Here is a 21,240-nt window from a genome sequence, read left to right as displayed (position 1 = left end):
GGGAAGCGTCGGAACACCCGACCTCCCCTTTCATCATACTATTAATTAAAAAACGATTGTAGTTTTTCTGTAATTTCTTCTTTTTGCCAAACGACTGTTTCACCTGTCTCGCGGAATTTGACTTCTACCATTCCGTCCTGTGCCATTTTACCGATGGTGATACGGACTGGTAATCCAATAAGATCGGCATCCGTGAATTTCACTCCTGCTCTTTCATCCCGATCATCATGAAGGATATCGTACCGGTACGTTTTCAGGAGGTGATAAAGTTCGTTTGATAATTTTGTTTGAATTTCATCGTTCATATTGATTGTTATTAGATGAATGTCATAGGGTGCCAATTTTTTCGGCCATTTCAACCCGTTTGCATCATTGTATTGTTCAGCGATTGCCGCTAAAATTCGAGAAACGCCTATCCCATAACATCCCATTACAAAATGCTGGGAATTTCCATTTTCATCAAGATACGTCGCTTTCATCGCTTCACTATAGGAGACACCTAATTTAAATGTATGGCCGAGTTCAATCCCTTTCGCAAAACGAATTGTTCCGTTTCCGTCCGGCGAAAGGTCCCCCTCCTTTATGAATCTTAAATCTAAATACTTATCAACAGCGAAGTCGCGTTCAGGATTGACATTTTTCAGATGGAAGTCATCCTCATTCGCACCGCAAATTCCGTTAACGATTTCTTTTACAGCATTATCGGCATACACCTTAATTTCAAGAGGTAATTTAACAGGCCCAATAGTACCAACTTTGCAGGAAAGAGTTTTTTCAATTTCACTTTCTGAAGCAAGATTTAACTCACTAACAGAAAGTGCTTTTCTAAGTTTTATCTCATTAATATCATGATCACCACGAACTATAACTGCGCACAATTCATCATCAGCACGGAAGATAATCGTTTTGATAATTTTTGAAGGATCAACATTTAAAAATGTTGCAACATCCACTATAGTCTTTTTTTAGGTGTTTCAACTTTTTCCAATTCCCTCATTGGTTCACTTGATTTGGCATAGTCGATGTTCACTTCTGCAATTTCAATATTAGCAGCATAAGGTGAAGTTTCACTGAACGCAATTGTATCTTCCCCTGTTTCTGATAGGGCCATGAACTCATGTGTGCTCTTACCACCTATCGATCCGCCATCTGCCAGAACCGTTCGAAATTCCAAACCAAGCCTTGTAAAAATCCTCGAGTAAGCTTCAAGCATTTCATTATACTTCACATCAAGACTTTCCTCTGTGGAATGAAAGGAATATGCATCCTTCATGATGAATTCCCTGCCACGCAGTAATCCGAATCTTGGCCTTTTCTCATCCCTGAACTTTGTTTGAATTTGATACATGGTTAGTGGAAGCTTTTTATAGGATTGCACATCATCACGAACAAGTGATGTGATCACTTCTTCGTGAGTTGGTCCTAATGCCATTTCCCTGTCATGTCTATCAGTTAAGCGGAATAATTCTTGACCATACGTTTGCCATCTTCCCGTTTCTTCCCAAAGGTCAGTTTGTTGCAATGTAGGCAATAAAACCTCTACCGCCTCAATTGCATCCATTTCTTCACGGATAATGTTTTCAATTTTCCTTAACACTTTTTTTGCTAATGGCAAATATGAATAGACCCCGCTCATATGTTGACGAATAAAACCGGCCCTTAATAACAATTGATGGGAGACGATTTCAGCATCGCTTGGTATTTCACGTAAAGTTGGGATGAATGTCCGTGATTGTTTCATAAAAGAGTTCACCTCGGATTCTAAAGAAAAGCGGAAGGCGCTTGCTCAGATGTGACAGGCATAAGGCAAATATGCGTAGTGGCGTCCTTTGACACGCGGCATATTTGACTTATGTCCCGAGTATCTAACGCCTCGAGCTGGACAATAAATTAGTCCAATTCTATTAAAAGAAAAACCTTTGTATATCGTTCCATGTAACGACTAACATAAGCACCATTAATAACATAATCCCTACAAAATGGACCATTCCTTCTTTTTGCTTATCGACAGGTTTGCCCGTAAGCCTTCAAATAAGAAGAACAATAATCTACCACCATCAAGTGCCGGAAGTGGTAATAGGTTCATGATGCCTAAGTTAATGCTTAATACAGCCGCCCAATTCATAAGGGAGAAAACGCCAAATTGTGCAACTTCCTCAGTTGCCTTATAAATTCCCACTGGGCCACTTAATGCTTCAATTGTAAATTTACCTGTTACGAGCATACCTAAAAGCTCGAAGATTCGTTTAGTCCAGGTATATGTTTGTTCTGCTCCAAAAGCGAACGCCTTCATCGGGTTCTTTTCTAAAGGCGGATCGTACATAACTCCGATCTGGCCTACTTTCTCACCAGCCTCATTCACCACTGTATTCGGAGTTACTGCAAACGTAACGAGATCACCGCCACGCTCTACCTTCAATTGAATTTTTTCGCTGCCACTGCTTTTCACTATATCAGTAAATTCGGTCCACGTCTTAACAGGTACTCCATCCACTTCCTTAATGAAATCTCCTGGTTCCATTCCCGCAGAATATGCAGGACTGTCGCTGATAACTTCGCTAATGATTGGTTCATTAGTAGGGATTCCATGCAGAAGACCAATTGCCAAGAAGATGAAGAATGCAAGGATGAAGTTGAAAAGAGGACCAGCAAAGATAGCCATTGCCCTACTGCCTAAAGGCTTTGAATCAAATTGACGATCATAAGGAGCTATTATTGTCTCCTGACCTTTTTCATAAACAATAGCATTTCTTGAAACGTTGTATTTAACAAGATTTCCGTCTTCATCATATCCCTCGATGAAGAGCGCTTTACTCAAATCGGCCTTTTCCGTTTCTATGAATAGGACATTCGGATTTGAAACTTCCCGATTCAAGTAAATCTTTTCCACCACATCTTCATTATTTAAAATAACGCCAACACGATAACCGGGTTGTAATTCTACAGTGTCAAAATCATCACCTGCCATCCTGACGTATCCCCCAAGGGAAGAAGGCGGATTGTGTAGAGCGTCTCGTTCTTTCGCAATGCTAATATTTTTGGTCCAAATCCAATTGCAAATTCACGGACCATGATTCCAGCCTTTTTCGCAAACAGGAAATGACCTAATTCATGAAAAAAGACGAGAGAACCAAATATGATTATAAACGCAATTACGGTTTCCATAAAAAACCACCTTAACTGGCCACTTTAGCCGATTTATGAATCATTTTACCTTATCATACACCATCTTACGGGTCAGGGAATCAATTTCAAGGATCGTTTCCAAGTCAGGTGATGAAATTTTTTCGTGCTGATTCATCATCCTTTCAACAATTTCCTCGATTTGTAAAAAAGGAATTTCACCTTTCATAAACAGTTCAACAGCAACCTCATTTGCTGCATTCATCACTGTTGGCATTGTACCGCCTTCCCTACCTGCAGCGTATGCAAGTGCAAGTGCTTTATATCTTTCCATATCCATTTTCTCAAAATGCAAAGTTCCAATTTCCTCGAGTTTGAGTGGTTTTGCATTTTGCATCTGAATCCGATCAGGATAGGTCATTGCGTATTGGATCGGAACACGCATATCAGGAGACCCCAACTGAGCAATCATACTCGTATCTTCAAATTCAACAATTGAATGGATAATACTTTCTTTATGAAGAAGACAATCAATTTTTTCATAAGGCATATTAAATAAATGATGGGCCTCTATCACCTCAAGTCCTTTGTTCATCATCGTCGCAGAGTCAATTGTCAATTTATTGCCCATTGACCAATTGGGATGCGCCAACGCTTGTTGAACAGTAACGTCCTTTAATCCGCTTCTCGACAAATGCCTGAAACTCCTCCAGAAGCGGTAAGGATTAAACGGGACACTGTTTGGGATTTTCACCATTCATGGATTGAAACAATGCAGAATGCTCACTATCTACCGGCAACAGTGCAACATTATTCTTTTTTGCTTCCGCCATAACGATATCTCCTGCAGCTACTAATGTTTCTTTATTTGCAATAGCTATCGTTATGCCTTCTTTGATGGCTTCTATAGTCGGCTCCAAACCGATACTGCCAATCACCGCATTGACAAGCATGTCCGCGTTGGAATGAGCAGCAACAATAATTAGGCCTTCTTTTCCATAAACGAATTTCGTCTTAGGGAATTCAGCTTGTAAGACACTCGCGTCAGTCGAGTTTATGACAGATACGATTTCGGGCTGAAACTCCGTTGTGATTTCTCTTACTTTAGTAATATTCATCCCAGCCGAAAAAGATACGAGCTTAAATTTTTCACGGTTTGATTGAATAATATCCAGGGTCTGTGTACCGATTGACCCTGTAGCTCCAAGCAGACTAATTTTTTTCACCATACTGAACTACATCCTTTCCTTTAACCAACAAGATGAAGAAAATGAATAAGTGGCAATACGAAAAGGAGACTATCAAATCTATCAAGAATTCCACCATGTCCCGGTAAAAGATTTCCTGAATCCTTCACTTTAAAATGCCGCTTCAATGCAGATTCAACCAAATCCCCCAACTGACCAACGATGGAGGCAATTATCGTAATAATAGCCAACACGAAATAAGAAGATGCTATTGGATAAAATAGTTGGAAAACTAACGCGAATAGAACAGCAAAAAGAATTCCACCAAGAAACCCTTCTACCGTCTTATTAGGGGAAATTTCCGGCCAAAGTTTACGTTTCCCTATTCTTCTTCCTGTAAAATAAGCTCCGGAATCAGTCGTCCAAATAACCAATAAGGCATAGAAAACATATTCAAATCCGTAAAATCGTGTTTCAATCAAGAAATAAAAACCTATGCCAAGGTATAATGCGCTAAACGCAGTAAATGCCGCATGATCGAATGTAAAACGATTTTTTGAGATTACTGTGAAAATAAGTAAGATAAGTATGAATGCGAATATCAATTCTGTTTTTGTGTAACCGGTAAATTGCAGCACTTCATTCGTCCATGTCGAAGGCATTAAAAGGATAGCAAGCATAAACCATGTAAGGATTCCCTCCACTGAGAATATGCGAATGTTTTTCATGCGTAGCAATTCGAATAAGCCTATTGAAGCGATGGCATAAATCGCTAGTGTAAACGGAAAACCACCTATGATGACGAGTGGGAAAAAAACTGCTAATGCTACAATTGCTGTAATGATTCTCTGTTTCAAAGTTCGTTATCTCCTTCCACACTCCCAAAACGCCTGTTGCGCTTTTGGAATTCTTCTATAGCATTAAGCATACATGATTCGTCGAAATCAGGCCAAAGAACATCTGTGAATGAGAATTCTGAATAGGCAAGTTGCCACAGCATGAAATTCGACAATCTTACTTCCCCACTTGTTCGAATTAGTAAATCCGGTTCAGGCAAATGTGAAGTCATTAAATGCGCATCAATCAAAGATTCATTAATATCATCTATCGATAATTGATTGTTTGCTGTCAATTGGACAATTTCTTTTACTGTCTCAACAATTTCGAGACGGCTTCCGTAATTCATTGCGAAGTTCAGTACAAGACCGGTATTCATCGAGGTAGCTTCTACCGCCTTCAAAATAGCTTCTTTCGTATGGGGTGGCAAAGCATCGAAGTTACCGATTGTTTCTACTTTAACATTCTGTTCAATCAATTCCGGTAAATATGTAGATAAAAACTCTCCAGGAAGCTTCATAAGAAAATCGATTTCCATTTTCGGACGTTTCCAGTTTTCGGTTGAAAAAGCGTATAGCGTTAAGACTTTAATGCCGATATCATTCGCAATACGGGTAATTTTACGGACTGTTTTCATTCCCTCATGGTGACCAGCAATTCTTGGCAAGCTGCGTTGTTTAGCCCATCTGCCGTTCCCATCCATAATGATGGCGACGTGTGAAGGTATTGTCCTACTTTTCACATTCTTAATCCTGTCGGAAATTGACAAATCGGACCCTTTAGTTTTTTTTCGCAACAGTTTTTCTAACATTCCGTTTCCTCCACTCGCCTGCTATTTGAGCAAGTACCTAGTCTATCGTATCAAATCGGCCAGCAAATTTCATTAAAACAAGCAAACGTTTCGATGAAATTTAAAGGATCCCTTGTATAAGACTATGCGTGCCTACTAATAATAATCAATAATATAATAGTTGCCTTCCGTTCCCGGCGGACGTTTTCCACTTTAAGGAACGGAAATCACCATTTACATATGTATGTCATTGGTTTAAACAATTTGGCAAAAAAAAGACGTCCTGAAGATAGGACGTCCGGAGATATAGAAAGTTCTTCGATCAGATTTCCATAATTTCGTTTTCTTTCGCTTTGGAGATCCCGTCAATCTTTTCAATGTACGAATCAGTTAGTTTTTGAATCTCATCGCCCTCACGACGTAATTCATCCTCAGTGATTTCGCCACTTTTTTTCCAACTTCTTCAACTCGTCATTCGCATCTCTTCGAACATTTCGAATTGCAATTTTGGAATCCTCTGATTCCTTTTTAACTTCTTTCACAAGTTCCTTACGACGCTCTTCCGTTAAGGCAGGTACAGCCAAACGGATTACAGAACCATCATTGGAAGGAGTGATCCCGATATCAGATTTCAATATCGCCTTTTCAATATCCCCAATTGTCGTTTTGTCATAAGGTTGTATTACCATTAGTCTTGCCTCAGGCACGGAAATACCAGCCATTTGGTTTAACGGCGTTGGTGCTCCGTAGTAAAGAACATTGATTCGATCAAGCAATGATGCACTTGCACGTCCCGCACGGATTGAAGCTAATTGTCGTGAAAATGCTCCAATTGCTTTCTCCATTCTTTCAATCGTTTGGTCCATTAATTCTTTTGGCATTTACCCATTCCTCCTCACAACCGTACCAATCGGTTCCCCTAATACGGCCTTTTTAATATTTCCATTATCCATTATTGAGAATACTACGAGAGGGATATCATTGTCCATACATAGGGTTGAAGCTGTTGAATCCATAACCGCAAGACCTTGGCTAATTACTTCCAAATACGTCAAATCGGTGTATTTCACTGCGTCCTTATCTTTCAGTGGATCGGCAGAATAGACACCATCAACATTGTTTTTCGCCATCAGAATGACATCAGCTTCGATTTCAGCCGCTCTTAGAGCCGCAGTCGTATCGGTTGAGAAGTAAGGGTTCCCTGTTCCAGCAGCAAAGATGACGACACGTTTCTTTTCAAGATGTCTAATCGCTTTTCTCCGAATGTACGGTTCAGCCACTTGACGCATTTCGATAGAAGATGATACTCGTGTTTCAACTCCTAATTTTTCAAGTGCATCTTGTAGTGCTAATGAATTCATGACCGTGGCAAGCATACCCATATAATCAGCAGTCGTGCGGTCCATTCCCATCTCACTGCCGATCTTTCCACGCCAAATATTTCCTCCACCAACTACCACTGCAACTTCCACACCAAGTTCCGTTACATCTTTCACCTGTGCCGCAACTGTTTTAATGATTTCAGGAGATAATCCGAATCCCTTTTCACCTGCGAGTGCTTCACCGCTAAGCTTTAAGACAATTCTTTTGTATTTTGGGACGCTCATATGTACCCTCCGTCTTTAATTTTCTTGAAAAATAGGGAACACAAAGTTGTGTCCCCTAAATTATTTTGTATTCATTAAATGTGAATTAGTTACCTTTAACTTGGCTCATAACTTCTTCAGCAAAGTTATCTTCACGTTTTTCAATGCCTTCACCTACAGCATAGCGAACGAATTCTTTCAAAGAGCCGCCAGTGGACTTAACAAAGTCACGAACTTTTTGATCAGAATTTTTAACGAATGCTTGGTCAAGAACACATTTCTTCGAAGTATTTACCAAGACGGCCTTCAACCATTTTCGCAACAATATTTTCAGGCTTGCCTTCGTTCAACGCTTGTTCTGTAAGAACTTTACGCTCGCGCTCCACTTCTTCTGCGGACACTTCGTCACGTGAAATGTATTTAGGGTTCAATGCAGCAATATGCATTGCAACGTCTTTTGCAGCATCAGCGTCTGTTGTGCCTTCAAGGATTGTCAACACAGCAATACGACCGCCCATATGAAGATATGGACCGAATGCATCGTTATCTGTTTTTGTTTTCACTTCAAAGCGGCGAAGAGTGATTTTCTCTCCGATTTTTGAAACAGCGTTAGAAATATGTTCAGCGACTGTAAGGCCGTTTTCCAATTTAGATTCGTTAGCTTCCTCGATTGTAGCTGGTTTAGCTGCAAGAAGATGTTCTCCAAGTTCTTTTACAAGTGTTTGGAATCCTTCGTTTTTCGCAACAAAGTCTGTTTCAGCGTTTACTTCGAAGATAACTGCTTCGTTACCGTTAACGACGATTTCAGTTGTACCTTCAGCTGCGATGCGGTCAGCTTTTTTAGCTGCACTAGATAATCCTTTTTCACGGAGGAAGTCAACTGCTGCTTCCATATCACCGTTTACTTCTGTAAGTGCTTTTTTGCAGTCCATCATGCCTGCGCCAGTTTTTTCACGAAGTTCTTTTACCATTTGTGCTGTAATTGCCATTATAATTTCCTCCTGTATGAGTGATTTGTGACGACAATACTTTGTCTTGTTCAAAAATATTGTTGACCATTTGACGCGTTTCACACCAAAACTTGAACATCAACAAGTGAGTTGAACAAGCCTAATCTTTAAAAAAGACGATAAGGGGGTTGGCCGCTTATCGTCTGTTCATTTCCTAATTTTACTCTGCAGCTACCGTTTCAGACGCTTCTTCAGATACTTCTTCATCTGCGCCTTGTCTTGATTCGATCAACGCATCTGCCATTTTGCTTGTAAGTAAACGAACGGCACGGATTGCGTCATCATTCGCAGGAATGACGTAGTCGATTTCGTCCGGATCACAGTTCGTATCAACAATACCGACGAGTGGAATGTTCAATTTGATAGCTTCAGCTACAGCGATGCGCTCTTTGCGTGGGTCAACAACAAAGATAACATCCGGCAATGATTTCATATCACGGATACCGCCAAGGAATTTCACAAGACGTTCGTGTTCTTTTCTTAGTTCAGAAACTTCTTTCTTAGGAAGTACAGCAAATGTACCGTCCTCTTCCATCGTTTCGATCTTTTTCATACGTGCAACACGTTTTTGGATCGTTCCGAAGTTTGTAAGTGTACCACCAAGCCAACGTTGGTTGATGTAGTACATACCAGCACGTTCTGCTTCTTCTTTAATAGCATCTTGTGCTTGTTTTTTCGTGCCGACGAAAAGTACTTTTCCGCCATCTGCACCAACTTGACGCATGAAGTCATATGCTTCTTCAAGTTTTTTCACCGTCTTTTGAAGATCGATGATGTAGATTCCGTTACGTTCTTGGAAGATAAATTTCTTCATTTTCGGGTTCCAACGACGAGTTTGGTGTCCAAGTGTACACCTGCTTCAAGCAGTTGTTTCATTGAGATTACTGACATTTGATATTCCTCCTATTTGGTTTGTTTCCTCCGTATGTTTCATCCGATGAAGCGACCTTTCGGCACCGTTTCCATCGTCCACGTACGTGTGTAGTAACACCATTTGATAATATACCATAGTGATTTTAATTTTGCAACTCTGTTCATCGGAATTTGAGTAGTAATTCTACTTCGGTTGTCCCTTTGCCGAGGGTTTTGGCGATTTCTTCTACTGTTTTGCCTTCATCAAACATTGATAAAGCACGATGGTGGTCGTTCTTTTCGGGAGTTAAATTTAACGTTTTTGGGGTTGTAGGTGCATTCTGATATGACTTCAATGCAACATTTACAGGAATATTTGGTTGAACGATCGTAAATTCATTTTCATTTTCCACAATCTTAGTCTTACGGGTAGGTTTTACTTCTTCTTGTACTTTTATAAGGACTTTTTCTTCACGATTTTCAATGATATTAATTAGTCGTTCATTTTCTTCTTTCAATTCGGAAAGATAAGCGGCGATGGCATCATCCATTTCAGCCATAAGCCGCTCTTGCTTTTTTTCAAGGTTGTTGAATTTGGATATCTTCATATACAGAAGTGCAATGACATAAAAACTAACCATTTGTAAAACGAATAACAATAATAAAAATAATGAACTCATTTGCTTAACCTGTAAAGTCTACGAATGACCCTTTATACGGATGCATCGCTTTCTTTTCCTCTTCTCTTTGTTGACGATTTCTTGCTGAAGGTTCCCTTTCCCTTTCCTGCTGACTACTATTTGCGTCGGAATTTGTTTTCGCATATTTGTCAGTATGCAAGACAGTCTCACGGTTTTTCAAAACTTCTTTTTCATTTAACGATTGGGCATGTCCCTGGTCAATTTGGGGTTGTTGTTGCTTTTGCTCTGTTAGTTTACCAGCATCGAAAGTTCTGGGAATTGCAATTTGGAGTTCGATTCCTTTTAAGCTCATAAAATCCCTCCATCAACTATTTCCGGTAATAGTGACTTTCTTAATTTGAAGAGCGCTTTTGAATGAATTTGAGAAATTCGGGAAGTTGATAAACCTAAGATTTCACCAATTTCAGTCAAGGTCATTTCATTCGTATAAAATAGATCTAACACCATTTGCTCATTCGCATTTAATTCTTTGATTTTCATTGTTAAATCCTGAACAAGTTCGCCCATCATGACATGATGCTCCGGTGTTGGTTCATGATGATCTTGTAAAGTATACGAATTGCCTTCCTCGTCATCAGAACCCACACGTTCCTCCATGGAAAGTACGTTTGAAAAGTAATGTTCGTGCAATGTCTGATAGACATCGTCCACTTCAATACCAAGATGATCGGCAATTTCTTCAGGAGTGGCATGTCGCAATAATTTTTGTTCCAACTTACTAATCTCATTCTCCAGTTTTTTTGACTTTTCACGGGCTAACCTTGGCATCCAATCCTCTTTACGAAGTCCGTCTATTATCGATCCGCGTATCCTGAATGAGGCGTATGTATCAAATTTTAAATCTCGATTCGGGTCGAATTTTGTCAAAGCATCGAATAGTCCCTGGAGACCAAGACTTACAATATCGTCCCTTGATACATTTCGGGGCAGGCCTGAGCTGATTCGTTGCACATGATAATTGACTAGAGGAGTATATTTTCGGACAAGGACATCACCCGCATCTGAATCCCTTTTTTTCAACCATTGTATCCAAATTATATCTTCATCCGTCAAATTCTGTTTGGACATGAACTCCACCCACTTTCCATGTTACGACATTCTTCAGCAATAGTTTGACTACAATTATAGCAAACGCAGCTAAAAAAAAGCGACTGAATCGTTCAGCCCCCTTGATACCTATCCATATAACTTTCGCCAATCCACTAGAACGCCATCAAATTTCATTCGTTCCTTCATTAACCGTTCGAATGCTTAATTTAATCGATATCGGGTCAAACTCAATTGTACGCCCTCTTGATCCACCTGTATCTTCTGCAATGATAGGGATTGATAGTCTGCCAAGGACCAGCTTGACCGCTTCAATATTTGGGGGCCGATGCGGATTGTATCTTTTGATCCGAACTGGAACATTTGAGCTCCACCAGCAATTTTAGCCTTTAAAGAATTAGGATTTACTCCTTCCTTCTTTAATAGTTCCACCAATGAATAGATACCTGTGTCTGCAAATTTAGCCCTATTAAAACTTTCTAATCTTCCAAGACTTGAATCAGGCAACATAACGTGGACTAATCCCGCAATCTTAGTTGTTTCATCGTATAGGACGACACCGACACAAGAACCTAAACTTGATGTCCGAATTTTTTGGGGCGCTTTAACAATCTTCATATCCGCGATACCAACTCTAACAACATTTTTAACTGTATCCATTTATAGAACACCTAACGATCGAAATAAGGAAATATAGGCCTCTGGGTTTGGAAGTAGAAAAAAATGTCCATCCACACTGGAACTTCCCTCAACAATAATTTGAGTGTCTATGACGATAGCCTCGTCGTAATAATGTGATAGTTCTATAAGTCCGAAACTAATTATAGCGCCCACCATATCTACACTAAGCGATGGAACAGTCGGTTGTATCTTCAACTGTGTGAAATCCGATAAAGCAGAAAGATACGACCCAGCTAAGATATTTCCAACCTCCTGCATTGCTGATATCGCCAATTCCGATATTGTTGAATTATGGAAATCGATTGAGGTTTCACCGACTAATCTTTTAGTCAGTTGATTTGCAGAATCTAACGGCAACAAGTAGAACATATTGCCAGAAAGATCACCTTCGATCTTTTGTAGTATTCCGACGACTATTCTTTCAGACCCTCCTGCTAAATCGAACATTTCATCAAATGATACAAAACTTACGTTTGGTACAAGCATTTCAATTTTCTTATCTAATAACTGTGATAATGAAGTGGCTGCATGTGCAGCACCGATACTTCCAATTTCCTTTAAGACATCGAGATGCATATCTGTAATTTTATAGTCAATATTCATCGGTTGTCACTCGTTTCACAGGGATCAGTACTTTATTAAGATTTAACATAACCAAAATCCGTTTATCGATCCTTGCTACTCCATAAATGAATTCAGATTCAACCGAACCAACTACTTTCGGTTGCGGCTCTATTGAATCCTTCGGAATATCAATAACATCAGTCGCCGCATCGACGATCAATCCAACCTTAAACTCGTCACATGAAACGATTATGTTCCGAGTGTCTTCATCAATAGGTTTCATTTCAAGTTCAAACCGTGCTCGCAAATCAATAATCGGTGTAATTACTCCCCTTAGATTAACGACACCTTTTACATAGGAGGGTGTTAGTGGGACATTCGTGATTGAAAGAGTCCTTTCAATCGATTCAACTACATCCACTTTTAGCATATACTCTTTCTCTGCCAACTGGAAAACAACCACTTTTATAACTTCTTTATTTTGGTCCCAATTGTCCGTTGCAGCCATACAATCTCCCTCCATCTATTTGATTAATGCATTGCAATCAACGATTAATGCGACTCTGCCAGTACCAAGAATTGTAGCGCCTGAAATCGCAAAAACGCTTTGCAAGTAATTCCCAAGTGATTTCAGTACAATTTCTTGTTGTCCAATGAATGAATCCACGATTAGACCAGCCATCTTTTCGCCCTTTTGGACAATAACGATTGATTGGAATTCTTTGGTTTCGACTCCGTTATCCATTTCAAAGATTTCTTTTAAATTCACAAGAGGGACAATGCTTCCCCGTACGTCAATTAACTTTTGGTTATGGCCACTCATAATGTCCGAAGTTCGTATAATTGCTACTTCGTGAATCGATGAAAGCGGGATGGCATATACATCTTCATCTAAATTCACAAGCATTACAGATATGATTGACAGCGTGAGTGGCAATTGTATCCGAAATAGGGTCCCTCGATCCTTTTCAGATTGAATTGCGATATAGCCACCAAGTGATTCTATTTTACTTTTCACAACATCCATACCGACTCCCCGTCCAGACAAATCGGTAACTTTTTCAGCTGTTGAAAATCCCGGCGACATGATCAATTCTAAAATTTGCTCGTCCGTCAATGACGAAGCAAACTCTGCAGTGACAATTCCGCTTTTAATGGCTTTCTTCATAACAAGTTCCTTGTTTATACCTGCCCCGTCATCTTCCATTTCGATAAAGACATGGTTCCCCGAGTGATATGCCCTAAGCGAGATAGACCCCTCCGCAGGTTTTCCTTTTTCAAGTCGTACTGCAGGACTTTCTATTCCGTGGTCAATTGCATTACGGAGTAAATGAACAAGCGGGTCTCCAATTTTATCCATAACTGTGCGATCTAATTCGGTTTTAGCACCTGTAATTTTGAGATTAATAGTCTTCTCTAAATCACGTGCCAATTGACGTACCATTTTTGGAAAGCGGTTAAATACTGTTTCCACTGGAACCATTCTCATTTTAAGAATGATACTTTGAAGGTCGCCTGTAATCCGTGTCATACGTTCCACAGTTTCATCCAAATCCTCATTATGTAATTCATCGGCAATAGATTGTAGGCGCCCCCATCAATTATTAGTTCCTCAAAAAGATTCATAAGAGTATCGAGCCTGTCTGTATTGACGCGAATTGTCTTACTTGTATTTTGAACAGTTACTGCTCTACTTTCTATTTTGGGGTTTAACTCAGACTTTGCATATTCGATTATTTCTTCATTCTCGGATATTAGAACTGAACCTACTGTTACCGGATGTACGAGAACATTCTCCACTTCCGATATATTCATTACCTGATTTTTTAGTGTATTGGCGTCTATTTTAGTTAATAGAACGACAGTGAACAGTAAATCGAAGTCTTCATTTTCCAATTGTTCAATAGATGGAGTCGATTTAATGATTTCCCCAAACTTCTCGACTAACTCAAACACCATGAATACACGGGCAGCTTTTAGTATGCAATCTTCACCTAAGAGCACGCGTACCTCGAAGGCATTGAAACCCTCTTCCTGTGATTGACTAATAACAGCCATCTCAAATTCATCATATATGATTGCCTGTGTCGGAGTCTCTTTTTCTTGAAGATGATGATAGGATTGAATGTTCGGATTCAATCCTGTTTAAAACGTGAACGATTTCACTTACATCTTTTTCTCCAGTTCCTCCTGCTTCTATCTCCAACACCATTTCTTCCAACAAATCGACAGCTTTGAAGACTATATCAAGAATTTCCGTCGTTACATTGATTTTGGAATTACGTATAGCATCAAGAATATTCTCCATTTTATGTGTCACTTCGACAATATTTCCATAGCCCATTGTTGCTGACATTCCTTTTAATGTATGCGCAGAGCGAAAGATTTCATTAACAATGGCTAAGTCTTCCGGATTTTTTTCAAGTGCAAGTAAGAGTTCATTACATGCCTGTAAATGTTCTTTACTTTCATCCAAGAACATATCCAAGTATTGCGCTATTTCCATTCTTAATGTCCCCCCTTCACGATATTTGACCCATATAATTATTGCTATTGCAATCTCTTGTATAAGCCAAGCCACTTTTGTCCCAATCCATGAAGTTCTTTCGCTACTTAAAACCTATTGCTCTAACTATGAAAATTCGGATATAATAGATTCCGGGTTTAGCATAAAAATCGTGCAGAGGCGTTTTATTGACGCCCTTTCATAAAGATTCCCTTCAATTTGCCAAGGAATCCAGTCTCTTTTTTCGACTCTGGTTGATTCATTTGTACAAATTTTTCCGCAATTGCTAACATACATTTTGAAATTGGGGCGTTTGGATAAAGAAGTAAAAAAGGTTTTTGGGCTAATACCGCCTTCTGAACAGATGGATCTTCAGGTAGGAACCCTAATATTGCAGTTTCTTTATCTAAAAACTTTCGCATCGCAAACTGCAACCTCTTTACTGCATCATTTCCACCATCTCGTTTGGTCAGTCGATTGCTGACAATGTGGAACTCTTTTTCTTGATCTTTAAGGTAGATGAATTTCATCATAGAATAAGCATCCGTTATGGACGTAGGTTCCGTTGTAGAAATAACAATCACTTCATCAACGGATAAAATTAGATCAATAGACTGTTGGGTAGCACCTGCCGCCATATCAAAAAGGATAAAATCGTATTCTTGCTGTAATTGTTCGAAAGCTGTAAATAACCGACTTAACATATCCTGCGACCATTCCAATATGCTATCTAACCCCGATCCACCTGATATATACACTAACCCCTCTTTTTCAACATTAATAACATCTTCCAATTCCGCTTCACCAATTAAATAATCTTTCAAACTATTATTGGGTGCTTCCCCAATAAGGATTGAAATGTTGCCCATACCTATATCCATATCAATAACAATGACTTTCTTCCCTTTTTTTATTAGAGAGTGAGCAAAGTTAACGGAAAAGTTAGACTTTCCCACTCCTCCTTTTCCACTAACAATTGCAATTGACCTCGCTAATTCACCTTTGGCTTTCAACATTTTCAATCTAAGCGCTTCGGCTTGGTCACGCATGTTTAACACCTACCAATAGCAGATTGAGCATTGCTTCAAGATTAGCCTCCATTATATCCTCAGGTACTTCCTGACCGTCTGTAAAATATGCCGTCCCTATTTTGTATTGTTTCATCAAATTGAACATTTGACCGATTGAGCCGGTTTCATCCACTTTTGTGAAGATGAATTTTTCAATCGGGAATGAGGAGAACATTTCGATAATCTTCTTCATGTCTGCTTCTTTAGATGTAACAGATAAGACAAGGAAAGATTCCATATTAATCGAAAAATCGATAATACGGTTCAAATCATCTAAAAATTTCTTTTCCATATAATTACGTCCGGCAGTATCGATAAATATCAAATCAAGATCTTTCATTTTATCAATTGCCGCTTTAAAATCATTGCTGTTATAAACTACTTCAACAGGTGCCTGTAGTAAATTTGCATATGTCCTAAGTTGCTCTATTGCTGCAATTCGATATGTATCAGTCGTTATAAAACCAATCTTTTTCCTATTTTCCAGGACTGCTCTCGCGGCAATCTTAGCAATTGTCGTTGTTTTCCCCACCCCGGTCGGACCGAGTAAATTTACATATTTTTTATTGAATGAAATGCCGCCAAACGGCAAATCAGAATACTCTTTCATCATGAAATCCTTTACAATTTGCAGTTGTTCCGCCTTTGTAAAGTCCTTCTTTTCCGACTTCATCAAAGAAAAGATTTCATTGCCAATTTGTAAAACCAACTCTTTAGACAAATCTTGTTGCTCCAACGAAGCAAGCAATGGTTGTAGTTCATCAGGAAGGCTCCCGAAAGATGCCACTTGTTTCATTTCCTGTAAAAGTTTCTTCATCTCATTCATTTCTTTTTGAATTCCAGAATCCGTCTTTTTCTCAACAGACGAATACTGTGGATGAAAGGTCGTTTCGACAGGTTTCGATACAGTCCTGTCCAACCCCGCAACAACTTCCACGGACTTTTTACGGAATAATCCCATAAAACCTTTCGATTTTACTACTGATGAACTAAGTATGACGGCTTCGTCCCCAAGGTCCATTCGTACTTGTTTCATCGCCTCAACCATTGTGTCCGCTGTATATTTTTTCATCTTCATCAAATTTCCACCACCCCTACGCTTTGGATTTCAATTGATGCCTCAAGTTCATTGTATGATAAAACTGGTATTTGCGGGAAGTATCTTTCTGTTATTTGCCTTAAGTACATTCGTATAGCCGGTGAACAAAGAATTACCGGTGATTGATCCATCAATGCCACCCTTTCAATCTCTTTTGCTATCGATTCCAAAATCTCTTGTGAATGTGAAGGGTTGATGGATAGATAATTTCCTTGCTCAGTTTGCTGGATATTATCAGCAATTAACTTCTCGATTTTCCCTGACACTGTCAGCACTTTTAATGTGTCCACCCCTGCTGAATATTGGGTAGTAATTTGTCGTGCAAGGGATTGGCGGACATATTCTGTTAACAAATCGATATCAGATGTATATTTCGAGTAATCCGCAAGGGTTTCAAATATGATAGGAAGATTGCGGATTGACACATTTTCTCTTAATAACTTGGCCAATACTTTCTGGATTTCACCAATTGAAAGTGGCGTAGGTGTAAGTTCCTCCACCAAAATCGGATAGGTTTCCCGAATATGATCTACAAGTTGTTTTGTTTCTTGACGGCCAATTAGATCAGCTGCATTAGCTCGAATCACTTCTGTTAGATGAGTTGAAACGACACTTGGCGGATCTACGACAGTATAGCCCAAAATCTCAGCATCCTCTTTAACATCCTCGGTTATCCATTTCGCAGGTAGGCCGAATGAAGGCTCAATCGTGTCAATTCCACTGATAGAATCATCACCACCGGGACTCATTGCGAGATAATGGTCCAGGAGAAGTTCTCCCTTTGCAAGCTCATTTCCTTTGATCTTAATTCTATACTCATTCGGCTGAAGTTGAATGTTATCCCTGATCCGTACGACTGGAATGACCAATCCTAATTCAAGAGCAAGTTGTCTTCGAATCATGACAACTCGATCAAGCAGATCACCGCCTTGCTGGGCATCAACTAATGGAATAAGTCCATATCCGAATTCGAATTCGATTGGGTCAACGTTCAATAAATTGACAACGTTTTCCGGACTTTTCATACCTTCAGTTTCAACTTCCTCCGCCATTTCTAACATTTCCTCCGGATCCTCGTCCGGCTTTTGAGACATTCTGTAGGCGCCAATTGCCAATGCCGCAGCAATTGGAATCGTGACGATATCTTGAATTGGCGTAAAGAAGCCTAAAAGAAAAATGGTTGTTGCAGCAACATAAAGGAGTTTTGGTTGTCCCAATAATTGTTTCGTAATATCAGAGCCAAGATTCCCCTCAGATGCCGCTCGTGTTACGACGATACCAGTTGCTGTCGAAGTGAGCAATGCTGGTATTTGTGATACGATCCCATCACCTACTGTTAGCTGGGAAAATTTCATGGCGGCTTCTGCAAATGGTAAGCCCATTTGAATAACCCCGATGATCATCCCAACAAGGAGGTTAATAATTACAATGATAATCCCAGCGATGGCATCTCCCTTAACAAATTTTGTCGCTCCATCCATCGCTCCATAAAAATCCGCTTCATTACTTACTTTTTCACGACGCATTCTCGCTTCTACCTCAGAAATCATTCCTGCATTCAAATCCGCATCAATACTCATCTGTTTACCAGGCATCGCATCTAACGTGAAACGTGCCGCGACTTCAGAAACGCGTTCCGCACCTTTTGTAATTACGATGAATTGAATAATGACTAAAATGGCAAAGACAACAAGGCCGACAACGATATTCCCACCTGTAACAAATGTTCCAAATGTATCAACAACGCCACCAGCATCCCCTTTCGAAAGAATTGCCCGTGTCGTTGAAACATTTAATCCAAGACGAAAAAGTGTTAGCAATAAAACTAAAGAAGGAAAAATTGAAAACTGCAATGCTTCTTGCATATTCATCGATGTTAATAAGACCAATAGAGCCAGTGTAATATTTATAATTATTAAAAAGCTAATAATCCAAGGGGGTAATGGGATGACAAGCATTGCGACAATCATTATGACTGCCGCCAATACACCAATATCCTTAATTTGCATGTCAACACCGCTTTCTCAAGAAGTCCTAAATTTTTCGTTGTATTCTGTACACATACGCCAAGATTTCAGCTACGGTTTTGAAAAATTGATCCGGTATCCGGCCACCAATCTCTACATCATCGTAGAGGGCTCTCGCCAAAGGTCGATTTTCCACCATAGTAATATTATTCTCTTTAGCTATTAGTTTTATCTTTTGAGCGATAAAATCGGCTCCTTTCGCAATTACAATTGGAGCATCCATCTTTTCATCGTCGTATTTCAAGCAAATCGCATAGTGTGTAGGGTTCGTAATGACTACATCCGCCTGCGGGACTTCCTGCATCATCCTTCTCATCGCCATTTCTCTTTGTCGTTGCTTTATTCGAGATTTGATGATTGGGTCCCCTTCAGTATTTTTATATTCATCCTTAATATCCTGCTTGGACATTCGGAGGTTTTTTTCATAGTCAAATTTCTGATAAAAGAAATCTAATATAGCGATAAATAAAAGAACAAAGGAGGCTACAATCCCCATTAGGCCAACCAATTGGCCGACAGTAAGCAATGTAATTTCGGGAGTTTTAAAAGCGAGTCCCAAAACTTTATCTAAATTCATGACTAACAATAGTGTTGTTGTAAAACCTATAAATGAGATTTTCAATAATGATTTCATAAGCTCCACAAGAGCACGGATTGAGAAAATACGCTTTAAACCTTTTATCGGATCAATCTTTTTTAAATCGAATTTCAATGGTTCAGTAGTGAATAACAGCCCGAATTGAAACATATTGCCGGCTATGCTTGCAATTACAGCAACCGCCATAATCGGCAATAAAATATATGCCATTTGGATAACCATGTCCTTATAGATAATCATAGAACTATCAATCGATAATGATTTAATAGATAAAAGCTCATTAAAGGAATGATTGAAGAACATAAAAAAACGATCTCTCATAAAACCTGCTGTAAAAAAAAGAAATAGAAAAATGCAGAGAAGGACAATTGCACTCGTCACATCCTGACTTTTCAATACCTGTCCTTTCTTTCGTGAATCCTGCCGTTTCTTCGGAGTGGCTTTTTCAGTTTTTTCACCAGCAAAGAACTGTAGATCAAGTCTAATCATTTATTAGCCACCCCCTAAGAGAAGCATTAGATCCCTCATTGCGGTAATCATCACCTCAAACAATTTACGCATCATCGAAATCATTACCGTAAACATCGATGCAAGTACAAGAAAACTAACCCCGATTTTAATTGGAAAACCGACAACAAAGATATTTAATTGTGGTACTGTCCTTGCTGTAATACCAAGAGCAAGGTCGACTAAAAATAGGGTTGCGACGATTGGAACAGACATTTGAAATGCGATTGCAAATGATGTAGCAAACGTTTTAATGACGAATTCGACGAGACGTTCACTTCCGAAAGATGGCCAAAGCAGTTCGATGGGGATAAAACGATAGCTGTAAAAAATTCCATCTAATAACATATGGTGACCATTTACTGTCAATAAGAGCAACATGGCGAGAACATTGAAAAACTGTCCCAATAAGGGAGATTGCGCGCCTGTTTGCGGATCATTACGTTTGCTATCGCAAAACCCATTTGAAAATCGATAAACCCACCAGCAACTTGAATAGCTGAGATGACAATATAGGCAATGATACCGATAAAAAGTCCGGTCGTAGCCTCCTTGATAACAAGTAAAATATACAATCCATCAATCTGGAGTTCAGGGGCATCAATGGTATAAACCATCATCCAGGATAATAGGGCAGCGAAAATAATTCTATGCGTTGTAGGAATCGCACGGTATGAAAATAACGGTACAGTAATGATAAAGGCTGTTACCCTTGTTAAAACTAACAAATATACAGCTAAAGAAGGGATTAATGCTTCCATTCTATCACCCTATGTATCGAACAAGATTTTCGAAAATGTCCGATGCAAAAGCGGTCACCCTGGACAACATCCATGGCCCGAAAAAGATTATTCCTACAAGAACTGCTATGATCTTAGGTACAAATGCAAGGGTCTGTTCCTGTATTTGAGTTGTAGCCTGAAAAATACTAACAATTAATCCAGTGACCAATGCCACAATCAAAAGTGGGCCAGAAGCTAATAATATGACCCATATTGCACGTTCAGCGATCGCAATGACCAATTCGCCTGACATTCAAACCACTCCTATACTTA

General features: G+C 39.4%; 14 protein-coding genes and 9 pseudogenes. All 23 read right to left on the bottom strand.

Translation table 11 applies throughout. The features are described 5' to 3' along the window. Positions 1–41 precede the first annotated feature (41 nt). A pseudogene (locus QNH10_RS11990) lies at positions 42–1,741 on the bottom strand (proline--tRNA ligase). 163 nt (positions 1,742–1,904) lie between these two features. Continuing rightward, a pseudogene (rseP, locus tag QNH10_RS11985) lies at positions 1,905–3,165 on the bottom strand (RIP metalloprotease RseP). A gap of 40 nt (positions 3,166–3,205) precedes the next feature. Then, a pseudogene (locus QNH10_RS11980) lies at positions 3,206–4,349 on the bottom strand (1-deoxy-D-xylulose-5-phosphate reductoisomerase). 23 nt (positions 4,350–4,372) lie between these two features. Further along, on the bottom strand, positions 4,373–5,167 hold the full coding sequence (locus tag QNH10_RS11975; RefSeq protein WP_283731742.1) for a phosphatidate cytidylyltransferase: 795 nt from the start codon (positions 5,165–5,167) through the stop codon (positions 4,373–4,375). Continuing rightward, a complete protein-coding gene (gene uppS / locus QNH10_RS11970; RefSeq protein WP_283731741.1) occupies positions 5,164–5,958 on the bottom strand; it encodes an undecaprenyl pyrophosphate synthase in 795 nt (264 codons plus the stop codon). The genes QNH10_RS11975 and uppS overlap by 4 nt, the downstream gene beginning before the upstream one ends. Before the next feature lie 301 nt (positions 5,959–6,259). Further along, positions 6,260–6,818 (bottom strand): annotated as a pseudogene (gene frr / locus QNH10_RS11965) (ribosome recycling factor). Then, complete coding sequence (gene pyrH / locus QNH10_RS11960) at positions 6,819–7,544, bottom strand: UMP kinase (protein WP_283731740.1); 726 nt, start codon at positions 7,542–7,544, stop codon at positions 6,819–6,821. An 85-nt stretch (positions 7,545–7,629) separates the two neighbouring features. Beyond that, a pseudogene (tsf, locus tag QNH10_RS11955) lies at positions 7,630–8,512 on the bottom strand (translation elongation factor Ts). 181 nt (positions 8,513–8,693) lie between these two features. Then, a pseudogene (rpsB, locus tag QNH10_RS11950) lies at positions 8,694–9,424 on the bottom strand (30S ribosomal protein S2). A gap of 143 nt (positions 9,425–9,567) precedes the next feature. Next, positions 9,568–10,065: a DUF6115 domain-containing protein gene (locus QNH10_RS11945; protein ID WP_283731739.1), complete on the bottom strand. Its 498-nt coding sequence runs from the start codon at positions 10,063–10,065 to the stop codon at positions 9,568–9,570. A 4-nt stretch (positions 10,066–10,069) separates the two neighbouring features. Beyond that, positions 10,070–10,378 carry an RNA polymerase subunit sigma gene (locus QNH10_RS11940; RefSeq protein WP_283731738.1) on the bottom strand — a complete coding sequence of 103 codons (309 nt, stop codon included), beginning with the start codon at positions 10,376–10,378 and terminating at the stop codon, positions 10,070–10,072. Continuing rightward, complete coding sequence (locus QNH10_RS11935) at positions 10,375–11,154, bottom strand: FliA/WhiG family RNA polymerase sigma factor (protein ID WP_283731737.1); 780 nt, start codon at positions 11,152–11,154, stop codon at positions 10,375–10,377. Before QNH10_RS11935 ends, QNH10_RS11940 begins: the two co-directional genes overlap by 4 nt. After that, entirely contained in the window at positions 11,129–11,284 is a 156-nt protein-coding gene (locus tag QNH10_RS11930) for a hypothetical protein (protein ID WP_283731736.1), read from the bottom strand. The genes QNH10_RS11935 and QNH10_RS11930 overlap by 26 nt, the downstream gene beginning before the upstream one ends. A 15-nt stretch (positions 11,285–11,299) precedes the next feature. After that, positions 11,300–11,793: pseudogene (locus QNH10_RS11925) on the bottom strand (chemotaxis protein CheD). Further along, positions 11,794–12,417, bottom strand: coding sequence for a chemotaxis protein CheC (locus QNH10_RS11920; protein WP_283731735.1), 624 nt, complete (start codon positions 12,415–12,417; stop codon positions 11,794–11,796). Continuing rightward, on the bottom strand, positions 12,407–12,886 hold the full coding sequence (locus tag QNH10_RS11915) for a chemotaxis protein CheW (RefSeq protein ID WP_283731734.1): 480 nt from the start codon (positions 12,884–12,886) through the stop codon (positions 12,407–12,409). The genes QNH10_RS11920 and QNH10_RS11915 overlap by 11 nt, the downstream gene beginning before the upstream one ends. A gap of 15 nt (positions 12,887–12,901) precedes the next feature. Further along, positions 12,902–14,884, bottom strand: a pseudogene (locus tag QNH10_RS11910) (chemotaxis protein CheA). 185 nt (positions 14,885–15,069) lie between these two features. Continuing rightward, positions 15,070–15,933, bottom strand: a complete 864-nt coding sequence (locus tag QNH10_RS11905; RefSeq protein WP_283731733.1) for a MinD/ParA family protein — start codon at positions 15,931–15,933, stop codon at positions 15,070–15,072. Further along, on the bottom strand, positions 15,926–17,032 hold the full coding sequence (flhF, locus tag QNH10_RS11900; RefSeq protein ID WP_283731732.1) for a flagellar biosynthesis GTPase FlhF: 1,107 nt from the start codon (positions 17,030–17,032) through the stop codon (positions 15,926–15,928). Before flhF ends, QNH10_RS11905 begins: the two co-directional genes overlap by 8 nt. Further along, the gene (gene flhA / locus QNH10_RS11895; protein ID WP_283731731.1) at positions 17,032–19,062 is read right to left on the bottom strand and encodes a flagellar biosynthesis protein FlhA; all 2,031 of its coding nucleotides are present in this window, start codon (positions 19,060–19,062) and stop codon (positions 17,032–17,034) included. Before flhA ends, flhF begins: the two co-directional genes overlap by 1 nt. Positions 19,063–19,087: 25 nt before the next feature. Beyond that, entirely contained in the window at positions 19,088–20,167 is a 1,080-nt protein-coding gene (gene flhB / locus QNH10_RS11890; RefSeq protein ID WP_283731730.1) for a flagellar biosynthesis protein FlhB, read from the bottom strand. Positions 20,168–20,170: 3 nt separating this feature from the next. Then, positions 20,171–20,946 (bottom strand): annotated as a pseudogene (gene fliR, locus QNH10_RS11885) (flagellar biosynthetic protein FliR). A 4-nt stretch (positions 20,947–20,950) separates the two neighbouring features. Beyond that, the gene (gene fliQ / locus QNH10_RS11880) at positions 20,951–21,220 is read right to left on the bottom strand and encodes a flagellar biosynthesis protein FliQ (protein WP_283731729.1); all 270 of its coding nucleotides are present in this window, start codon (positions 21,218–21,220) and stop codon (positions 20,951–20,953) included. Between the last annotated feature and the right edge of the window lie 20 nt (positions 21,221–21,240).

This window comes from Sporosarcina thermotolerans (assembly GCF_030067815.1).
Classification (GTDB): Bacteria; Bacillota; Bacilli; order Bacillales_A; family Planococcaceae; genus Sporosarcina; species Sporosarcina thermotolerans.
This window is presented reverse-complemented; position numbering and strand designations above follow the sequence as displayed.